Origin of the sequence: Rhodococcus sp. WS1 (assembly GCF_003797745.1) — a bacterium.
Taxonomy (GTDB): Bacteria; Actinomycetota; Actinomycetes; order Mycobacteriales; family Mycobacteriaceae; genus Rhodococcus_F; species Rhodococcus_F erythropolis.
The window spans coordinates 1,287,481-1,305,383 of the sequence record NZ_RKLZ01000002.1; the positions used below are offsets into that span (position 1 = coordinate 1,287,481).

General features: G+C 61.6%; 22 protein-coding genes. 9 read left to right on the top strand and 13 right to left on the bottom strand.

Annotated features, from left to right (window positions below; translation table 11 throughout):
* Window positions 1-41: 41 nt before the first annotated feature.
* A complete protein-coding gene (locus EEB12_RS18545; protein WP_021331800.1) occupies window positions 42-548 on the top strand; it encodes a hypothetical protein in 507 nt (168 codons plus the stop codon).
* 218 nt (window positions 549-766) lie between these two features.
* Here the strand turns inward: EEB12_RS18545 and EEB12_RS18550 are convergent, their stop codons facing one another.
* Window positions 767-1,609, bottom strand: a complete 843-nt coding sequence (locus EEB12_RS18550) for an NAD-dependent epimerase/dehydratase family protein (RefSeq protein ID WP_141488280.1) — start codon at window positions 1,607-1,609, stop codon at window positions 767-769.
* Between the two features lie 86 nt (window positions 1,610-1,695).
* Here EEB12_RS18550 and EEB12_RS18555 point away from each other — a divergent pair, with 86 nt between their 5' ends.
* On the top strand, window positions 1,696-2,340 hold the full coding sequence (locus EEB12_RS18555; RefSeq protein WP_019745609.1) for a ScbR family autoregulator-binding transcription factor: 645 nt from the start codon (window positions 1,696-1,698) through the stop codon (window positions 2,338-2,340).
* Window positions 2,341-2,381: 41 nt separating this feature from the next.
* Here the strand turns inward: EEB12_RS18555 and EEB12_RS18560 are convergent, their stop codons facing one another.
* Both EEB12_RS18560 and EEB12_RS18565 read right to left on the bottom strand, forming a co-directional pair.
* Entirely contained in the window at window positions 2,382-3,266 is an 885-nt protein-coding gene (locus tag EEB12_RS18560) for a ScbA/BarX family gamma-butyrolactone biosynthesis protein (RefSeq protein WP_141488281.1), read from the bottom strand.
* A 167-nt stretch (window positions 3,267-3,433) separates the two neighbouring features.
* Complete coding sequence (locus tag EEB12_RS18565) at window positions 3,434-3,979, bottom strand: helix-turn-helix transcriptional regulator (RefSeq protein ID WP_258537256.1); 546 nt, start codon at window positions 3,977-3,979, stop codon at window positions 3,434-3,436.
* Between the two features lie 633 nt (window positions 3,980-4,612).
* Between EEB12_RS18565 and EEB12_RS18570 the strand changes: the two genes are divergently transcribed.
* Window positions 4,613-6,112: a flavin-containing monooxygenase gene (locus EEB12_RS18570; protein ID WP_141488283.1), complete on the top strand. Its 1,500-nt coding sequence runs from the start codon at window positions 4,613-4,615 to the stop codon at window positions 6,110-6,112.
* Window positions 6,113-6,196: 84 nt separating this feature from the next.
* On the opposite strand, the gene EEB12_RS18575 is transcribed toward EEB12_RS18570, so the two are convergent.
* Window positions 6,197-6,667, bottom strand: coding sequence for a hypothetical protein (locus EEB12_RS18575; RefSeq protein ID WP_046379411.1), 471 nt, complete (start codon window positions 6,665-6,667; stop codon window positions 6,197-6,199).
* A 77-nt stretch (window positions 6,668-6,744) separates the two neighbouring features.
* On the opposite strand from EEB12_RS18575, the gene lexA reads away from it, so the two are divergent.
* Complete coding sequence (lexA, locus tag EEB12_RS18580; protein WP_020909365.1) at window positions 6,745-7,434, top strand: transcriptional repressor LexA; 690 nt, start codon at window positions 6,745-6,747, stop codon at window positions 7,432-7,434.
* Between the two features lie 13 nt (window positions 7,435-7,447).
* Here the strand turns inward: lexA and EEB12_RS18585 are convergent, their stop codons facing one another.
* Genes EEB12_RS18585 through EEB12_RS18600 form a run of 4 tightly spaced genes read right to left on the bottom strand, consistent with a single transcriptional unit; the run spans window position 7,448 to window position 10,804 of the window.
* Window positions 7,448-7,861, bottom strand: a complete 414-nt coding sequence (locus EEB12_RS18585; RefSeq protein WP_019745603.1) for a cupin domain-containing protein — start codon at window positions 7,859-7,861, stop codon at window positions 7,448-7,450.
* 29 nt (window positions 7,862-7,890) lie between these two features.
* Window positions 7,891-8,277 carry a DUF2255 family protein gene (locus tag EEB12_RS18590; protein ID WP_069145489.1) on the bottom strand — a complete coding sequence of 129 codons (387 nt, stop codon included), beginning with the start codon at window positions 8,275-8,277 and terminating at the stop codon, window positions 7,891-7,893.
* Window positions 8,252-9,724, bottom strand: a complete 1,473-nt coding sequence (locus EEB12_RS18595; RefSeq protein WP_141488284.1) for an MFS transporter — start codon at window positions 9,722-9,724, stop codon at window positions 8,252-8,254. The genes EEB12_RS18590 and EEB12_RS18595 overlap by 26 nt, the downstream gene beginning before the upstream one ends.
* Before the next feature lie 42 nt (window positions 9,725-9,766).
* Window positions 9,767-10,804: a zinc-dependent alcohol dehydrogenase family protein gene (locus EEB12_RS18600; RefSeq protein ID WP_030536486.1), complete on the bottom strand. Its 1,038-nt coding sequence runs from the start codon at window positions 10,802-10,804 to the stop codon at window positions 9,767-9,769.
* Between the two features lie 167 nt (window positions 10,805-10,971).
* Here EEB12_RS18600 and EEB12_RS18605 point away from each other — a divergent pair, with 167 nt between their 5' ends.
* Entirely contained in the window at window positions 10,972-11,856 is an 885-nt protein-coding gene (locus tag EEB12_RS18605) for a helix-turn-helix transcriptional regulator (protein ID WP_141488285.1), read from the top strand.
* Between the two features lie 27 nt (window positions 11,857-11,883).
* Here the strand turns inward: EEB12_RS18605 and EEB12_RS18610 are convergent, their stop codons facing one another.
* The 5 genes from EEB12_RS18610 to EEB12_RS18630 form a co-directional block, all read right to left on the bottom strand.
* Complete coding sequence (locus tag EEB12_RS18610) at window positions 11,884-13,026, bottom strand: sensor domain-containing diguanylate cyclase (protein WP_050656051.1); 1,143 nt, start codon at window positions 13,024-13,026, stop codon at window positions 11,884-11,886.
* Window positions 13,027-13,144: 118 nt separating this feature from the next.
* Window positions 13,145-13,609, bottom strand: a complete 465-nt coding sequence (locus EEB12_RS18615; RefSeq protein ID WP_039973110.1) for an RrF2 family transcriptional regulator — start codon at window positions 13,607-13,609, stop codon at window positions 13,145-13,147.
* A 62-nt stretch (window positions 13,610-13,671) separates the two neighbouring features.
* Window positions 13,672-14,421 carry an SDR family oxidoreductase gene (locus EEB12_RS18620; RefSeq protein WP_141488286.1) on the bottom strand — a complete coding sequence of 250 codons (750 nt, stop codon included), beginning with the start codon at window positions 14,419-14,421 and terminating at the stop codon, window positions 13,672-13,674.
* 75 nt (window positions 14,422-14,496) lie between these two features.
* A complete protein-coding gene (locus tag EEB12_RS18625; RefSeq protein WP_181447543.1) occupies window positions 14,497-15,345 on the bottom strand; it encodes an LLM class F420-dependent oxidoreductase in 849 nt (282 codons plus the stop codon).
* Between the two features lie 44 nt (window positions 15,346-15,389).
* Window positions 15,390-15,710, bottom strand: a complete 321-nt coding sequence (locus tag EEB12_RS18630; RefSeq protein WP_141488288.1) for a GYD domain-containing protein — start codon at window positions 15,708-15,710, stop codon at window positions 15,390-15,392.
* Window positions 15,711-15,791: 81 nt separating this feature from the next.
* Here EEB12_RS18630 and EEB12_RS18635 point away from each other — a divergent pair, with 81 nt between their 5' ends.
* The 4 genes from EEB12_RS18635 to EEB12_RS18650 all read left to right on the top strand — a co-directional run bounded on the left by EEB12_RS18635 (window position 15,792) and on the right by EEB12_RS18650 (window position 17,903).
* Entirely contained in the window at window positions 15,792-15,974 is a 183-nt protein-coding gene (locus EEB12_RS18635; RefSeq protein WP_003940600.1) for a hypothetical protein, read from the top strand.
* Window positions 15,975-16,018: 44 nt separating this feature from the next.
* A complete protein-coding gene (locus tag EEB12_RS18640) occupies window positions 16,019-16,834 on the top strand; it encodes a DUF72 domain-containing protein (RefSeq protein WP_030536491.1) in 816 nt (271 codons plus the stop codon).
* A 70-nt stretch (window positions 16,835-16,904) separates the two neighbouring features.
* A complete protein-coding gene (locus EEB12_RS18645) occupies window positions 16,905-17,414 on the top strand; it encodes a hypothetical protein (protein WP_141488289.1) in 510 nt (169 codons plus the stop codon).
* A gap of 33 nt (window positions 17,415-17,447) precedes the next feature.
* Window positions 17,448-17,903, top strand: a complete 456-nt coding sequence (locus EEB12_RS18650; protein WP_050656047.1) for a PPOX class F420-dependent oxidoreductase — start codon at window positions 17,448-17,450, stop codon at window positions 17,901-17,903.

A 17,903-nucleotide genomic window follows, 5' to 3' on the forward strand; every position in this document is an offset into this window, starting at 1 on the left:
ATCAACTGACGACCTTTCAGGCTGAACGAGATGGAGATTCGATGCATTCGATCACACGAGCGGCCCTCATCGGTGCTGCCGCTCTTCCGTTGGCAATGGCTGCTCCCTCGCTGGCCTCAGCTTCCACAGCTGCCGACGTCACCTTCGCTTACAGTGCTTCCGGCTCGACCGTGAGCAACACCATCACCAACAATTCGGGTGGAGCTCTGCAATGCAGCACCTCGCTCGCGAACGCGCCCGGCGGAGTGCTGCCACCAATCGAAGCCACGATCGGTCCAGGACAGGCGATCTACGAGAGCGGCGTGATCCCCACCGGTACAACAGTTCAGACGATCAACGATATCCCGGACGGCTCCTACGTCGTCCTGGCATCCTGCGGCAGCGTCGATGAACCGACGAGTATGTGGGTATCGGACTACCCAGGACTCGAGCCCTACCTGGCGATGTTCCCTTACACCACATACGCGGTGCAACAAGCATCCTGGGTGGTCTCATTGCCCAGCGCTGGTGCGCCCACATCAACCCCTGGCATGAACTTCGGGAGCTGACACCGGTAGTGGAACTGTGGATCGCCATCTGCCTGAGAGAATCGGTGTCGGGCGCGACCACTGCCGTCATTGTGCAGCCATTGTTTTCGTCCATCAGTGCTCGCACTGTTCGTCTGTAGTGACAGCGCAATAGGTCCTGTTCATTGCGCAGGATGATCCCGAATGAGAACTGAAGAGTTTGGGAGGCAGTTGTTTTGGCGAGAGCAACCTTTGTGTCATCAGTACAGTCTCGACCGAAACCAGTGATCGAGACTGATCATGTCTATCTTGTGCATGTCGAGACCCAGCTGGGCAGCAGCTTTCACTGCGTCGGCGCGGGGGATAGAGCTTTGGGGCAGAGTCCAATTGGTCTCCCGCGCATGATGCTCGAGAAGGTCGATGACTGTCCGCGGGACAGGTTCGTTGACGTGAAGTGTTGAGCCGTAGCGAAATTGCTGTTCTGTCGACAGTTTGTAGATAGATCGGGCGAGTAGGTTTACGTCGACTACTGACAGGATCGCGCTACCATTGTCGATGATCGAGCCGAGTCGAGAGACGATTCGCGTCAGTGTCGGCAGAAACCATCTGTCGCCGGGTCCGTACACGAGATGGGGCCGGACGACGAGGCCTCCGGCGTCGCGCACGAACTCCTCGGCGAGGGCGCGCGTGCGGCTGGCAGGTGAGAGGGGTTTGAGAGGTGCGCCGTTGACGGGCAGGTCTCGAAACGGGCCTGGCCCGTACACCGCGGCGGTGCTGACGTAGAGCAGCCGTTCGACGCCGACGGCGACGGCGATCGACGCAACGTTTCGTATGCCGTGTTCGTTGACGTGAACGCACTGTTGTTCGTCGTCGCCCACGTACGACACGCAGCAAATGACGGTGGACGCCTGGCTCATAGCAACTCGTAGAGAGGCGCTTTCGTTGATGTCGCCGATAGTGGCGGCAATTCCGTTGCGGCTGAGTTGTTTGGCTGCGCTGTCCGTGCGAACGAACCCGATTGCAGCGTTTCCGTCCCGGGAAACCAGCTGGTTCATCACTGCTGAGCCGATGAAACCAGTGGCTCCGAGTACCAGAGTCGTCATGGTGTGTCCGTGTCGAGGGCGTTGCTGCCGGGTCTTTCGACGTATCGTTGAGATTCATTCCGTCGGCAACGAGAGCTGGGTAGATCATGCAGGAGCGTGCGGTCCTCACGCGCCAGGCCGTCATTTTGGGTGCTGCGAAGAGCTTCGAGAAGTTCGGGTACTCCGCCAGTCTGGGCACGATCTTGCAACACGGGGGCGTGTCCAAGGGTGCGATGTATTTTCATTTCGCGTCGAAGGAGGAGCTTGCGCACGCGGTCATCGCAGCGCAGCACGGTATGGCGATGGAGGGTACCCGGAGGGTTGCTGCGCATTCCGACATCGCGGTCGAAACCCTGGTGCTCGTTTCGCAGGAGATGGCTCGGCAGCTTGTGACCGAGCCCATCGCGCGAGGTGGCATGCGGTTGACGATGGAGATCGGCAGTATTCAAGGTCCCATCGAACAGCCGTATCTCGATTGGATCGAGGCTATCAAGCAGGTGGCAACGCAAGCGGCCGAAGCCGGCGATATCGTCCCGGGCACCGATATCGACGCGTTGGCTCGATTTGTGGTGGGGTCGTTCACCGGAGTGCAGATTCTCTCGGAAATGCTTACGGGCAGAACCGATCTGTACGAGCGGTTGAGTCAGATGTGGAACTTGGTGCTGCCAACGATTGTCCGCGAGGACAAGTTGGCGCACGTCATGCAACTGGCGGCGCTTGCACCGAGAGAGTGGGAACCACCGAGCGTTTGACGTGGATGACGCGACGAGAAGAACGTGTTCGTTCCCTTTCATCATTGGTCCGCAACTGTAAGTTCAAGTTCCGCGGTGGTTTCCAGTTCTTGAGTGAACCGAACTCGGTGCACATGGCCTGACGCGTCAAGGGGGGTCGTTGACACCTCGCACGGCGTTTCCCATTCAGTGAACCTCGGAAAGACCGCCGAGAGTGAGGCGATCTTGGTTGCTGGGTTGCCGATGTGGAATCGGACCGCTTGTCGGGCGGCCTCGAAAAGAATCATTCCTGGGATGTGGTCGACGGGGTGGTCGAAAAGGGAGTGGTTGCGCGGATCGGGAGTGCAGAACATCGTGTGCCGAGCAGGATCAGTGCTGATGAGCACATCTCCATCGGTTAGGCGTCCGACTCGCTCCGATCCGACCACCGCGGTTCCGGAAGGAAGGATGCGCCGGCTCGGGCGGTGGTCTTCTCGTCCTTGCCGAATTCGACGGTATCCCTCGGGGCTGACTCCTCGCGCAACAGCTTTGCATCTGGCGACGTGCCGGTTGCCCTCTCTGAGGATCCCCGACACTTCGACCCCCGAGACCGCTCCGTCGCGATGAGTGAGGTTGTCCGCTGTCATCGAGAAACTCAACGGCTCCGCGACTGGTTGCACGTCGAGCGCATCCAACATCTCGAAGCTGAATGTTTCCATGAGGAACTTGTAGTGCAGTGGAATCTCGTATCGGGTGTGGCAGAGAAGCACCACTGCCTGTCGAAATGCTTCTGCCACCCCGAGTGGATCGTGTTGCTCGCTCGATACGTCGAATATCCGGTGCGAGACCGGGAGTTGCACAGCAACCTGGTACGCCGAGTCCGATTCGATCCGGTAGTCCGTCAAGAAAACCTCGGCAACAGCATGTCTGTGGACGAGATGCCGCGGCACTGTGCGTGTGTATTCCATTGATTGAATGCACCTTTCGATGTTCGCTCGTGTCTTCGGTGTCGTGTAGGAACCAATTTTCGACGTCCGGACACGTCGCCGAATCGTCAAAATTGACGATCTTTGCGAAGGTCGAGTTCGATCAGGGGTAGCACCCATCTCAACGAGTGTGTCTGGGGCACTTCCTGCTAGAAGCGTCCGATCCGAAGTTCCAGCGGGTGTCTGCGTGCGTCGTGACCAGAGCGGCGGAGCATCGCGCATGCCTCCAGTTGGGAGTGCACCCCCAGTTTCTGCAGGATGCTTCGGACGTGGGCGCGAACCGTGGTCGGTGCGATGTGGGCGGTTCGAGAAATCGAGTCGACATTCGAACCGCCGTAGAGAAGACCCACGATCTCGAATTCGCGATCGGTGAGACTGCCGATTCGTGCGGATTCTTCGGTGCGCAACCGGATGCGTTGTACGAGCGAGGACTTCTCGTGTGCAGGTTGAGTGGAATTGGGGTTGAGTGCGGCTTGCAGCTCATCGAGCAGCGATGCGAACGGGAGTTGAGAGTTGAGCGCGGAGTGGGCGCCCGCAGCAAGTCCCCGAATCATGGAGCGGCCGCTACTGAGATCGCCGACCAGGACCGATCCCTCGAGTGCGGAAAGCTCCTTCACCTGCCAATCGACGCCCCCGCTGGGTAGGAGAACAAGCGCTCTACCGTGATCGCTGGTGTGGTGCCTTAACAGGCTCATGTCTGCGGTTTGTGGCGCGGAATAAGCCCCGGCGCTTATTCGGGCAGCGATTGCATTGGCGAACCCTCGATCGCTATGAGTGGTGTACACCGTGACTGTGCTGGAGTGTGTCATAGCGACTACATCACCGGCGGAGGTCCAGTCCGCCCGTTTTCCGCGTTGCGAATCCAAAACCGTTGGTTTCAGCGTGGTTTCGTCAGCGGGCTCGTTATCGGAGTGACCTCTCCACTGATGCGCACGAAGGGTGACAGCGATAGCGCAGTTGTCCGTCCGCCCATGGAGACTCGCGCGTCCGACACCTGATCGTGGACCTACGAATTATGCTAGGGCGCTGAATATTTGGGCGATGAGTATCCCGCGTAGACGAGCCATTGGACGTTCCGTCGACGACGTGAACGACTCTCCAGTGGCTGGCGGCATTCAGTCGTCTCGATCGAGTTTCCGCGAGCCGGTGCGTCGCACTCTCAATGTTCTGTACCCAGTCGGGTCGAGATATTGACTGTTACCGTCAGTTGCACATACCCTGTACATTGGCGCTGACCTTAGGGAACCCGGCCTGAACCGGCCGATCGTTCTCGGCCACTGCCGACACCAGATGTAGCTTCGCGACGACCTACGAAACGAGTTTCCTCCATGACACAGCATGTCGACGTACTGATCATCGGCGCTGGCTTGTCCGGAATCGGCGCGGCTTGCCACCTCATTCGTGAGAAGACCGGAAGCACTTACGCGATCCTCGAGCGTCGCGAGAACATCGGTGGCACCTGGGACCTGTTCAAGTACCCGGGCATCCGTTCGGACTCCGACATGCTCACCTTCGGATTCGGTTTCCGTCCTTGGATCGGCACCAAAGTGCTCGCAGACGGCGCCAGTATCCGTGACTACGTCGAGGAAACCGCCAAGGAATACGGCGTCACCGACTACATCAACTTCGGCCGCAAGGTCGTGTCTATGGACTTCGACCGTACCGCCGCGCAGTGGACCGTGACCGTCCTGGTCGAGGCGACGGGGGAGACCGAGACGTGGACCGCGAACGTCCTCGTCGGCGCCTGTGGTTACTACAACTACGACAAGGGTTACCGCCCCGCCTTCCCCGGTGAGGACGACTTCCGCGGTCAGATCGTGCACCCGCAGCACTGGCCGGAGGATCTCGATTACACCGGAAAGAAGGTAGTGGTCATCGGTTCCGGCGCCACCGCGATCACGCTGATCCCGTCGATGGCCCCCACCGCTGGTCACGTCACCATGCTGCAGCGCTCGCCCACGTGGATCCAGGCGCTTCCGTCCGAGGACCCTGTTGCCAAGGGTCTCAAGCTCGCACGTGTTCCCGACCAGATTGCTTACAAGATTGGTCGAGCCCGCAATATCGCACTACAACGCGCCAGCTTTCAGCTTTCTCGCACCAACCCGAAGCTGGCCAAGAAGCTGTTCCTCGCCCAGATCAGCCTGCAGCTCGGCAAGAATGTGGACCTGCGTCACTTCACTCCCAGTTACAACCCGTGGGATCAGCGCCTGTGCGTGGTTCCCAACGGGGACCTGTTCAAGGTGCTCAAGAGCGGCAAGGCCGACATCGTCACCGACCGTATCGCCACGTTCACCGAGAAGGGCATCGTGACCGAGTCGGGCCGCGAAATCGAGGCCGACGTCATCGTCACGGCGACCGGCTTGAACGTACAGATTCTGGGCGGCGCGACCATGAGCATCGACGGCGAGCCGGTCAAGCTCAACGAGACTGTGGCCTACAAGAGCGTGCTCTACTCCGACATCCCGAACTTCCTGATGATCCTCGGCTACACCAACGCGTCGTGGACGCTCAAGGCTGACCTGGCCGCGTCCTATCTGTGTCGCGTGCTCAAGATCATGCGCGATCGCAGCTACACGACTTTCGAGGTTCACGCCGAACCCGAGGACTTCGCCGAAGAATCTCTCATGGGCGGAGCCCTGACCTCGGGCTACATCCAGCGCGGCGACGGAGAAATGCCGCGTCAGGGTGCCCGCGGCGCGTGGAAAGTGGTCAACAATTACTACCGCGACCGCAAGCTGATGCACGACGCCGAGATCGAAGACGGTGTGCTGCAGTTCAGCAAGGTAGACATTCCTGTCGTGCCTGATAGCAAGGTCGCCAGCGCATAGTCGACTCCACCGGGGGGGTGAACCGGTCGCACCACCCAGACGTCGGTGAATGGGCTGGTGATGTTGCGTCGACGTCCCCAAGCGTCACGGGGTTTGTGATCGGTGAGTTCGCTTCCGCGTTCGTCGGTTGTGCACAACCACGGGAAGAACATAGACAGCAACCATGATCACGGCAAGCAGTCCGAGGTAGAGATAGGGCCAGGTCCAGCCCGCTGCTCGAATGACCAGCAACGATCCGCCCATGATCAAGGGCATCCCGGCCGCGGCGAGCAGGTCGACGTCACGGGGCGAGACGGGTGGGGTTCCGAGCAGAGGTACGCGGCTGCCCGAGTTTTCTCTGATCGTGCGCATCACTGACATGCAGTAGAGGGCGGCGCCGGCGATCGCGATCACCGCACCAAGTGCAACTTCGACGACGCCGGTTCTCGTGGACATCAATGCGTAGGCAAACACGCCCACCGTTGCCAATGTGACCGGCGCCGACTTCCAGATCGGCGTCGACGCATAAGTGTCGGCGGGAACGCTCACCGAGCGCATCGGTTCGAGAGGCTCCATGAGCTCAGCGTGCCATGCGCCGCTCGGGAAACAAACTGCCTGTGCCGTTTCTGGCAGGCTGCGGCTGCCTGGCCTGGATGTCGGGACCCCTCACTACGATTCTCGTCGTGACCGATTACGACGATCTCGACATGTTCGGTGGCCTCGACGCCTCCTCCCTGCCGCTCCGCCAGCAGCAGATTCTGATGACCATCCGGGATCTCGTGGCTGCCAACGGGTGCACGCCGAGCACACGGCAGATCGGAGACGCGGTTGGTCTGCGCTCGACGTCGACGGTATCCAAGCACCTCAAGAGCCTCGAAGAAAAGGGCTTCCTCCGTAGGGGAGCGGCCATGGCTCGGCAGTTGGACGTGCGGCCGTTCCTCGTGGGAGCGAAGGAACAGTCGTCGTCGAACACCGTGACGGTTCCGGTCGTCGGTGACATTGCGGCCGGCGCGCCGATCCTCGCGGAGGAGCACGCCGACGAGGTGCTGGCGCTTCCTCGCGAGCTCGTGGGCTCCGGCACGGTGTTCGGACTTCGGGTGCGCGGTGAGTCGATGGTCGACGCAGCAATCTGCGACGGCGACGTCGTCGTGGTGCGGCGCCAGGACGAGGCACACTCCGGCGAGATCGTCGCCGCGATGATCGACGGCGAGGCCACCGTGAAGGTGCTCCGACGTCGCGACGGTCACGTGTACCTCGAGCCTCGTAATCCCGCATACAGCGTCATCGACGGCGATCGCGCGGCCATCTTGGGCAAGGTTGTTTCCGTGATGCGACGTATCTGAGTGGTGTCCGGTTTCAGCGATGGTTGGCGCGGGGACCGTTGTATTCCTCATCGGTGACTTTGTCGCCCCATGTCGTTTCGGTGCTTCCGTCGCCGGGTCCTTCCCACAGCGCAAGGTGGGTCATGAAACGGTCGGGTGCCGCGCCGTGCCAGTGTTCCTCTCCTGCCGGGGTATAGATGGTCTCGCCCGGGTGAACTTCGACGATCTCGCCGCCGCGAGCTTGAACCAGCGCGGTCCCGGAGACGATGTGGAGGGTCTGCCCGAGGACATGGGAATGCCAGTCGGTTCGCGCACAAGGTGCAAAGCGAACCATGTTGGCGCGCATCCTCGACGGCTCCTGGCCGGCGTAGATGACGTCCCACCAGACGTCGCCGGTGAACCAGTCGCTGGGTGCTTTGCTGGTGGGCTGGGGCTTCAAGATTTCCATGAGGTCTCCTCGGAATCGAAAGGGGCGGTTCAGTTCTGCGTCAGCGGAACAAGTCGAATGGTGTTGGGTGCGGCGGCGCGGCCGGTGACGGAGCCGACGATCTGCGGGCCGTAGCGGTCGTACTTGGTGTGGTAGGCGGAGTCGATCGCCGAGTGCGCATCCGGTGCGGCGGACTCGAACGCCACGTCCCGCTCAATTCCTCCTGCGCGGATTCGGCCCCTTCCACTTGCCGTTGCTCGGACGAACCACGGGTTGTCGGTTCCGTATGCCGAGCGCACGTACAGTTGGTTGTCGGCACGGACGACCCAAATCGTGACGTACGGCCTTGCGGTGCCGTCGCGGCGGTTAGAGGAGATCTGCAATTCCTCGGCACCACCGATCTTGGTCAGTTCAGCCTCGGTCCACGAGTGCGACATCTCGGCTTCCTTTCTCCTGTTCGAATTGCTTTGTGGTACTTCGCGTTCTCGTAGCCGGGACGATCAGTGCGAGGACGATGACGAGACAAGCGGCCAGCAGGGCGGTGCCTGCGGTGAGAGCCGTTGATACGTGATCGGTGAGTGCCGTTGTAGCGTCGTCGGCAGAGGCTCCGGCGCCCGCGGAAACTGCGACGAGGATGCCGAGTCCGAGAGCACTGCCCAGTTGGTGTGCAGTGTTGACCAATCCTGATGCGGCACCGGCATCCTCGGCCTCTACCCCGGAGATACCGGCAGAAGTCAGCGGAGCGAAAGCCAACCCCTGCCCGGCGCCGATCAATATCATCGGAAGTGCTATCGCAGTGAGATACGTGCTACCGGGATGGACCAGACTGAGCCACGCCATCCCGGCGAGGGTGACGGCAATGCCAACCGACAGAATTGCGGAATTTCCGAATCGTGGTGTCAGTCGCGGAATCAGCATCGCCACAGCAAAATTGACGATCGTCATCGGGAAGAAGGCGATGCCAGCTTGGAACGCGCTGAAGCCCATGACGCCTTGGAGTAGCTGAGTGGTGAAGTAGAAAAATCCGATCATGGCACCCAGATAGAGTATTCGGGCGGCGTACGCCCCGGATCGCTCCCGGCTGCGGAACAACCGCAGTGGCATGATCGGCTGCTCCGCTCTCGCTTCGTTGAGGAAGAGCAAGGTCAGTAGTATCGCCCCGGCCGCCAGTGTCGCAACAGTGATCGGTGAGGTCCACCCCGCCTCGGCCGAGTTGACGGTGCCGAAGACGAGTGCGGTCATGCCGAGTGTGGCGAGAACAGCGCCCGCCACATCGAAACGTCCGGAGTTGGGTTCGGTTTCCGGAATGAACCGGGGAGCGAGCGCGATCATCGCGATTCCGATCGGAACATTGATGAAAAAGCCTGCGCGCCATGACACCCAGTCGGCAAGGGCGCCGCCGATCACGAGGCCGAGGCTGGCGCCTATTCCCGCCGCAGCGCCGTACCAGGCAACAGCGCGCGTTCGCTCCGGGCCGGGCGGGAAACTGGCAGTCAGCAGTGACAGCGACGCCGGGGCCACCACTGCGGCTCCGACGCCTTGGAGAGCGCGCGCCGCGATGAGCCACCAACCGTTCGGCGCGACCCCGACGAGAAACGACGCAATCGCGAAAATTGCGAGACCGGAGACGAATACGCGACGACGGCCGAAGATATCCCCGAGACGAGCGCCCAGCAGGAGAAGGCCGCCGAACACCAGGGTGTAGGCGTCCTGGACCCAGGACAGTCCGGTTGCCGAGTAACCCATGCTGCTTTGGATGCTGGGTAGCCCGGTGAGGATGATCGAATTGTCTAGCAGGATCATGAAATAGCTGATCAGAATGATCGCCAGGATCGCGGTGGAATTGATGCGACCGGCAACGGGACGGTTGGCAGTGTGGGTCACGCGCTTCTTCTTCGCAAGTGGTGGACGTTCGCAAGTGGTGGATTACGGGCGGACGAGGACCTTCAACGATTCACGGGAGTCCATGGCTCGATAGCCTTCCGCTACGTCGTCGAGCCCGACGGTGTGGTCGAAGACCTTGCCCGGCTCGATCTTTCCGTCGAGCACATCCGGCATCAGCTCTTCGATGTACGCGCGCACCGGAGCCGGTCCACCGGTGAGCGTGATGTTGGGTCCGAAGAGCGTCCCGAATCCGATTGGAGCTTCTTCGTATTGGGGTACTCCGACTCGGCTGATGACGCCGCCCGGTCGGACAACTCCGAGTGACTGCTCGTAGGCAGGCATGTGACCTACCGCTTCGAGGACGACATGAGTGCCGTCGCCTCCGGTCAGTTCGCGGACTTTCTCGATGCCCTCGTCCCCACGTTCGGCAACTACATCGGTGGCTCCGAACTCGAGACCGAGATCCGTGCGGGTCTTGTGGCGCCCCATGAGGATGATGCGCTCGGCGCCGAGGCGTTTGGCGGAGAGCACTGCCATCAGCCCCACGGCTCCATCGCCGATGACCGTGACCGTCGTGCGTTGGTTGACGCCACCCTTGACCGCCGCGTGATAGCCGGTGCCGAAGACGTCGGAGAGCGTGAGCAGTGACGGTAGGAGTTCGGAGTCCTCACCGACCGGCGCCTTGACCAGGGTGCCGTCTGCCAACGGCACTCGGATGGCCTCCGCTTGCCCGCCTCCGATCCCGTTTCCGGCCCAGAATCCGCCGTGGCGGCAGGACGTCTGCAAGCCTTCGCGGCAGAAGTCGCACGTCCCGTCGGACCAGGCGAAGGGCGCGATGACGAAGTCGCCCTTCTTCAACGTGGACACCTCGCGACCGGTCTCTTCCACCACTCCGACAAATTCGTGGCCCATCGGGGAACCACCGGGCGTGGCCGGCATGTTGTGGTAAGGGTGCAGGTCAGAGCCGCAAACGCACGCCCTGACGACCCGCACGATCGCGTCCGTCGGCTGCTGCAGTGCCGGATCGGGCACGGTCTCGACTCGAACGTCTCCGGCGCCGTACATGATGGTTGCTCGCATGGTGTCCCCTCTTGCTTCTGGTGTCGCGTGCTTGGAAGTCGACGTTTCGGCGTGGACCGGTCGACTGCAATCAGTCAACGCCGCGCCTCGCGGGCGCGGGAGTGTCTGTTGTTCCAGGTAACGGCAGTACCTCCCTCGGTCTTCTCCGCTCGAGTAACGTGAACTGCATGGACAACCGAGCCGAGATCCGCGAATTCCTCAGCTCCCGTCGTGCTCGCATCACACCCGAGCAGGCAGGGCTGCCGGCCTACGGCGGAAACCGTCGCGTCAAGGGGTTGCGCCGTGAGGAAGTCGCTCTGCTCGCCGGTGTGAGCATCGACTACTACGTGCGCATGGAACGCGGAAATCTGGCGGGAGCGTCGGACTCGGTGCTCGAAAGCCTTTCCCGAGCACTGCAACTCGACGAAGCCGAAACTGCCCACTTGTACGACCTCGCGAAGGCCGCCAGTGCAGGCGCACCGAGTAGAAAGCGGCCCGCCCCCAAAGGCGTGAGCCCGGCGATTCAGCAGATACTCGACGCCATCACCGACGCACCGGCGTGGGTACGTAATGCCAGGCACGACATGCTGGCGGCCAATCGTATGGCGCGCGCGTTGTATTCGCCGGTGTTGGCCGATCCACGTAGGCCGGCGAACAACGCCCGCTTCGTGTACCTGGACCCGGCATCGCAGGACTTCTTCGTGGATTGGGAGCGCGCGGCAGACGACATCGCCGCGATGCTCCGCTCGGAAGCGGGGCGCAATCCTCATGACAAGGCGTTGACCGAGCTCATCGGCGAACTTGCCACTCGCAGTGAGGTATTCCGCACCCGATGGGCGAAACACAATGTGCGCTTTCATCGGACGGGATTCAAGAAGGTTCGTCACCCCGTCGTCGGCGACCTGGAGCTGAACTTCGAGGCGATGGAACTGCCGTCCAATCCCGGGCTGACACTGCTGGTCTACACCGCGGCGCCGGAGACGCCCACGGCTGACGCACTCAAACTCTTGGCGAGTTGGGCGGCAACCCAGGATCAGCTGGATCCGGCGAACGACAGCGAAGCGGCGCTCTGAATTCGATCGGCAGGTAATCGTGCCGATTCAGCTCAGATGCGTTACTGCCCAAGCTACCTGGTCTCCACCTCGTCGTTTCGCCCGATACATCGCGTTGTCGGCATCGGCAAGAATCCGATCGATGGTTCCCGAAGCGTCCGGGATTGTCGAGGACAGCCACACGCTGGCTCCGACGCTCACGGAAATCGACTGCCTGCCGGCGGGCCGCGATATCGAATTGTGAATGTCCACCACGGTTTGTTCGATGCGACGTGGCTCCACGGGCATGAGAATCACGAACTCGTCGCCGCCAGTCCGCGCAACCAGCCCGACCTCTCCGACCACCGAGTTCAGGCGCCGGCCGACTGTCACCAGCATCCGATCGCCTTCCGCGTGACCCAGTTTGTCGTTGACGCTCTTGAACGAATCGACATCGATCACCACCGCAAGGACTACGTGTCCTTGGAGTTCGCCGACACCGAACAACTGTTGCCAGACATTGTGCAGCCCACGTCGATTCAGTGCAGCGGTGAGTGGATCACGCCAAGAGTGTCGTGCGTCGTCGGTCAAATACAGGACGAGGAAATGCACGGTCATCGAAGCTGAAGCGATAACACACCCGATGACGAATCCAGTGGACACCGACAGCGAAGAGTCGGTATCCGGATCGGTTACAGCACGAATTGTCAGTAGCGCAACGACGAACAGCGCGCCGGTGATCTGTGCTGTGACTATTCGAGGGCTGTGGAATACCGACGAATAGTTCGCGACGACCACGAACAGGACGGTGCCGGTCAATGCCAGGAAGCTCGATTGGATTCCGGCGAGAAGTATCAAGGACAAGCAGATATTGGTGAGCGAAACGAAACGAACGGATTGATGGTGACTCGGCCAAGACCGTCCGAGTGACCAGCGAATCATGCAGTAGAGCGCGATCATGCATGCTGCGCCCGCCGCGAGCCGTTCAGGGAGCTCGGTTGCGCCACCCTTCACGAATTGAGCCAGTACGGCGAGTGCCACGAACACAGCACACCAAAAGGTGACGACCACCCTGGCTGTCCCCAACATCGATCGAGCAGCCAGGAACCTCGGGAACCATTCGCCGTCGTACGCAAGAGACCACCAGCGACTCAACAGTCCCGTTGTTTGACGAATGTTCTGCCCCAACCCCGCAGCGCCACTGACTCCCATGAAACCCCCTCCGAGATCTTGCGAAAATTCCCGGAAGATTCTTCGTCAAGATTTGATCCCCGAACAAGGTACCCGATAGTTGAACGATGGATTGCCGTCTCGTGGGGTGTGGGCTGCTCTAGGGTGTGATCGGTGTGGTCAGGATCTTTCTGAGTGCCGGAAGGTCCAGGGTTGCAGCAAGATCTGCAATAGTGACCCCCGACAGTGATGCGCGCCAGGCTTTTTCGGCGTCGGCCATGACCTTGGCGATTCCGCAGGCGGAACGGCACTGTTCCGGTGGGGCGGCGAGGATTCCTTGCTGTCGAATCTCCGTGCACCGGAACGCAGGTTCGGTGCCGTCAACGGCCTGTACGACGTCGAGAACGGTGATCTTCTCGGGAGCCCGGGTGAGAACGTACCCGCCGTCTCGGCCCTCGGTCGGATTGACCAGACCGGCGTGCGCGAGCGCTCGCAGATGCTTCGCCAGGTATGTCTTCGACACCCCGTGAAGTTCGGCGAGTCTGGCTGTGGGTACCGGCCCTTCGGACTGGCTCAGAACCACGCAGCAGTGGAGTGACCACTCCACGCCTCCGGAAAGCTTCATGATTGGACTCTATCGACGCCGCGGAAAGCGGTGCGGGCCGGACGTCGCTCGAGTTGTCGACGTCAGGCCTTCTCGGCAAGCCACGCGTCGTATGTTGTCGGCGCGATCCATGCATCTGCACCGGGTGTCGGGGTCAGTGCCGAGTTGTCGAGTTTCGCGCCGAAGTAGCCGGCTTCGGGATCGGAGATAACCGAACGCTTGTCGCCGGTGACGAGGAACAAGCGCCGGACCAGTTCGTCGATGCCCAGCGGTTCGGGTCCGGCAATCTCGACCGTGCCGTTTTGCGGCGCGCCGGTCACTACCTCGGCGACGTGGGACACGACGTCTCGAGACGCGATGGGTTGCAGATGTCCCGGCGTTGCGTGGACGGCGCCGTCGGTGGTTCCCGCGTCGGCGATTCCGGCGACGAACTCGAAGAATTGGGTCGATCGGACGATCGTGTAGGGGGTCGGGCCCGCTTTGACCAGGTCTTCCTGGGCGACCTTGGCTCGCATGTACCCGGAATCGGGCAGTCGATCGGCACCCACGATGGACAGGATGACGTGGTGCCCGACGCCTGCCTTCTCCTCCGCGGCGAGGATGTGGCCGGTTCCGTCGCGGAAGAAGGCCAAGACGTCGTCGTCCGACCACGAAGGGGAATTGGTCAGATCCACGACGACGTCGGCACCCTCGACTGCCTCGGCGATACCTGCGCCGGTGGTGATGTCGATCCCGTCGCCGCGACCGAGCGCCTTCACGTCGTACCCGGCGTCAGCGAGCTTGGCGGCGACCTGGCTTCCGATGAGTCCGCTTCCGAAAATGACGATCTTCATGTTTTTCTCCTTTACTCGGATAAGTAGTGTCCAAGTATACTCGGACACTACTTATCCAAGTCAAGGGTTGCCCGGTCAGTCGAAGAGTTCGGCGGCCAGTGCTTCGTAGGTCGCGATCGGATCACCTTCGGCGGGAAGTGCTTGGATCGCAACGTGATCGGCACCCGCCGCGACATGCTCGCGAAGTCGATCCGCGATGGACTTCGCGGTACCGCGTGCAACCAGGGCGTCGATGACGCGATCGTTCCCCTCGTTGGCCAACTCTTCGGGCGCAAAACCGAGGCGCTCGAGATTGCTCGTGTAGTTGCGCAGATACAGATACGGGTTGGCGACGGCGGGGCGACCGATTGCTCTGGCCTTCTCCGGATCGGTTTCCAGGACAACCTTGTGCTCGGGGGCCAGGATCTTCGAAGGGCCGAGGATTTCGCGAGCTTCGGCCGTGTGTTCGGGGGTGGTCAGGTACGGATGCGCGCCGGCGGCGCGAGCGGCGGACAGTTTCAACACCTTCGGCCCCAGTGCGGCGAGGACGCGCCGCGATTCCGGGACCTGGGCCGCGTCGAGTTCGTCGAGGTACGACACGAGTGAGGCGTACGGCTTGGTGTAGTCGCCGGTCGCTTCCGGATGTCCGACGCCTACGCCGAGCAGGAATCGCCCCGGGTGCGCGGCTTCGAGTCGGTGATAGGACTCCGCCACCTCGGCCGCAGGTGAGGACCAGATGTTGACGATTCCGGTTGCCACGGTGATGTGCTCGGTCGCGTCGAGAATTTTCTCGGCGATCCCTAGATCGGCGCGTGGGGAGCCGCCGATCCAGATGGTGCCGAAACCGAGTTTCTCGATCGCAGTTCCCAGCTCGGGCGGCAAACCAGCCGCTCCTCGCCAGATTCCGTAGGTGCCCAGGTCAGGTGTTTTCGTAGTCTCCGTCACAGCGGGTGCAACTCGGCTGCTGCCGGGATCTATTCCTTCCGTCGTCATTTGCCCGGCGCGCGGTAGTCGGTCGGTCGCTTGACTGCCTCGTCGATCTGCTCCGGCGTGAGCAGTGTGATCGACTCCGAGCGTGCTGCACCTGCCGCAGCCGTGCGAATGCTCAATGCGACTGCCGCGACGTCGTCCGGCAGGTTGCCGATCACGAACATGTCGTGACCGCCCAGTGCGAAGTGGCAGGATTCGACAGTGCCACCGATGCTTTCGACCATTCGCGTTATCGCGTCGCGCCGCGCAGTGCCTCCCTCCTGCTGCAGACCGGCGGCGCCGGAGGGTGAGTACGTCACTTGCCAGAGGTATTTCGGCATTTCCACTCCTAGCTCGGGATGGGTACTTCGATCGTGTACCCGTAGGGCGCTCGGTGGCAATGGGTAGGGGACAATCACGGCATGGTTGGAACTCCGGTGATCGTGACTATCGTGTCCGTGTGTGTAGGTTTTGTGATCTTCATGCTCGCTGCCAGTGGTGCACGCGGAAAGTGGGACCGTCGCCTCGTGATCGCGTTGTTCATCGGTGCGGTGGTGTGCCTGACCGTCGTACCGGTATCCGTCGCGCTCAGCGCCGGAGTTTGAAACACGGAGTGCCAAAACGCTCGAGTGCCGCTTAGTCTGAATCGATGGCAGATATTCGGGTAGGTATCTCCGGGTGGACGTATCCCGCGTGGCGCGGAGATTTCTATCCGAAAGGTCTTGCTCACCGCAAAGAATTGTCTTATGCCGCAGAGAGATTGACGTCGATTGAGATCAACGGCTCGTTCTACGCGCTGCAGAAGCCGGAAAGCTACACCAAATGGCGCAGCGAAACTCCCGAAGATTTTGTGTTCGCGATCAAGGGCGGCCGGTACATCACACACATGAAACGGCTGCTCGACGCCCGTGACGGACTCGCCAACTTCTTTGCCGCCGGAACGCTCGCCCTCGGCCCCAAGCTCGGGCCGATTCTGTGGCAACTACCTCCGACGCTGCAGTTCGAATCGCAGCGATTGGCCGACTTCTTCGACGGTCTTCCCCGTACCACGCAGGCTGCAGCCGATCTGGCAGCACAGCACGACGACAAACTCACCGAAGACCGAGTGTTCGCCCAGACCGAGAGGGACGTGCCGATTCGCTACGCGGTGGAAGCGCGGCACGCCAGCTTCGAGACCGACGAAGCCGTGGACCTGATGCGCGAGCACTCCATCGGTTTTGTCGTCGCAGACACAGCCGGCAGGTATCCCCGCATCACCACTCCTACTGCCGATTTTGTCTATGTGCGGATGCACGGGGACAAGGAACTGTATGCGAGTGGTTACACCGACGAAGCTCTGGACAAGTGGTCCAAGCGCTTTCGGGATTGGATGGACGAGGGCCTCGACGTGTACGTCTACTTCGACAACGACATGAAAGGCTTTGCGCCGCACAACGCAATGTCCTTGTTGGAGCGGCTGCGCTGACGGATCGCCTGGCCTGTCGGTGGGATGTGGAAGGCTTCCGCATGAACACGAGGACCGAGGAGATACCACGATGACGCCAGAACAGCGGACGCCAGAACAGAGCTGGCCGACGCATTGGCCGAAGGTCGCCCGTGACATCGCCGATGCCACGGCCGACGCACTCGCCGCGGTGCGAGCGGCAAATCGTGACGGACTACTCGTGGCTGTCGAGGAACTGCGCGGGCTCTCGTTCGAGCAGGTCAGCTCGGTTCACGCGGCGATCGTGCGCGCATTGCTCGAGGACACGCATCCGGACGGCTTGTCCAGCGAGGACGTGCAGGATGCGCTCACCGCCTGCGCCAAGTCCACGATCGTGTGGCTGCCGGATCTGGACGTGCAGGCGCTCGCTGCGGTCTACACCGGGGCGCTCGGGATTTCGGATCTGGAAGACGATTCGTTCCGCATCGGGCACGGCGCGTACCTGCGTTCGGCGGTTCTGGTCATCGGGAGTTTGTCGACCGGAGTGAAGAAAGCTCAGAGCGCGTACATTATTCGTGCAATCGACGAAATCGCACGTGCTCAGACCATCGAGATGCCCTGAGCGTCAGTTCGTAAATCGAATTAGGCTGAGGTCATGTCCAAGATCGCCAGCGCAGATCGTGTGTCGTTTGCCGAACTCCTCGAGTTCATCAGGCCGCGCCATCGGGCCACGTTCGTCACGGTGAAGAGATCCGGCGAGCTGCAGATCTCTCCGGTGACGTGCGGGGTCGACGACGAGGGTCGGATCGTCATCTCCACGTACCCGGAACGGGCCAAGGCCGCGAATGTCCGCCGCACCCCGGCGGTGTCTCTGTGTATCCACTCCGACGAGTGGAATGGCCCGTACGTCCAGGTGAACGGAACCGCGGAGTTGATCGACCTCCCGGACTCGGTGGAACCGTTGGTCGACTACTACCGATCCATCGCCGGTGATCATCCGGACTGGGACGAGTACCGCGAAGCCATGCGCAAGCAGGGTAAGAGCCTGATCCGCGTCACCGTCGACTCCTGGGGTCCGATCGCAACAGGCGGGTTTCCGCCCGGACGCTGA

Bases quoted from the DNA above. Each gene is read 5' to 3' on its own strand.
- EEB12_RS18545 (WP_021331800.1), top strand. From the start codon at position 42: ATGCATTCGATCACACGAGCGGCCCTCATCGGTGCTGCCGCTCTTCCG.
- EEB12_RS18550 (WP_141488280.1), bottom strand. From the start codon at position 1,609: ATGACGACTCTGGTACTCGGAGCCACTGGTTTCATCGGCTCAGCAGTG.
- EEB12_RS18555 (WP_019745609.1), top strand. From the start codon at position 1,696: ATGCAGGAGCGTGCGGTCCTCACGCGCCAGGCCGTCATTTTGGGTGCT.
- EEB12_RS18560 (WP_141488281.1), bottom strand. From the start codon at position 3,266: ATGGAATACACACGCACAGTGCCGCGGCATCTCGTCCACAGACATGCT.
- EEB12_RS18565 (WP_258537256.1), bottom strand. From the start codon at position 3,979: ATGAGCCTGTTAAGGCACCACACCAGCGATCACGGTAGAGCGCTTGTT.
- EEB12_RS18570 (WP_141488283.1), top strand. From the start codon at position 4,613: ATGACACAGCATGTCGACGTACTGATCATCGGCGCTGGCTTGTCCGGA.
- EEB12_RS18575 (WP_046379411.1), bottom strand. From the start codon at position 6,667: ATGGAGCCTCTCGAACCGATGCGCTCGGTGAGCGTTCCCGCCGACACT.
- lexA (WP_020909365.1), top strand. From the start codon at position 6,745: ATGTCGGGACCCCTCACTACGATTCTCGTCGTGACCGATTACGACGAT.
- EEB12_RS18585 (WP_019745603.1), bottom strand. From the start codon at position 7,861: ATGGAAATCTTGAAGCCCCAGCCCACCAGCAAAGCACCCAGCGACTGG.
- EEB12_RS18590 (WP_069145489.1), bottom strand. From the start codon at position 8,277: ATGTCGCACTCGTGGACCGAGGCTGAACTGACCAAGATCGGTGGTGCC.
- EEB12_RS18600 (WP_030536486.1), bottom strand. From the start codon at position 10,804: ATGCGAGCAACCATCATGTACGGCGCCGGAGACGTTCGAGTCGAGACC.
- EEB12_RS18605 (WP_141488285.1), top strand. From the start codon at position 10,972: ATGGACAACCGAGCCGAGATCCGCGAATTCCTCAGCTCCCGTCGTGCT.
- EEB12_RS18610 (WP_050656051.1), bottom strand. From the start codon at position 13,026: ATGGGAGTCAGTGGCGCTGCGGGGTTGGGGCAGAACATTCGTCAAACA.
- EEB12_RS18615 (WP_039973110.1), bottom strand. From the start codon at position 13,609: ATGAAGCTTTCCGGAGGCGTGGAGTGGTCACTCCACTGCTGCGTGGTT.
- EEB12_RS18620 (WP_141488286.1), bottom strand. From the start codon at position 14,421: ATGAAGATCGTCATTTTCGGAAGCGGACTCATCGGAAGCCAGGTCGCC.
- EEB12_RS18630 (WP_141488288.1), bottom strand. From the start codon at position 15,710: ATGCCGAAATACCTCTGGCAAGTGACGTACTCACCCTCCGGCGCCGCC.
- EEB12_RS18635 (WP_003940600.1), top strand. From the start codon at position 15,792: ATGGTTGGAACTCCGGTGATCGTGACTATCGTGTCCGTGTGTGTAGGT.
- EEB12_RS18640 (WP_030536491.1), top strand. From the start codon at position 16,019: ATGGCAGATATTCGGGTAGGTATCTCCGGGTGGACGTATCCCGCGTGG.
- EEB12_RS18645 (WP_141488289.1), top strand. From the start codon at position 16,905: ATGACGCCAGAACAGCGGACGCCAGAACAGAGCTGGCCGACGCATTGG.
- EEB12_RS18650 (WP_050656047.1), top strand. From the start codon at position 17,448: ATGTCCAAGATCGCCAGCGCAGATCGTGTGTCGTTTGCCGAACTCCTC.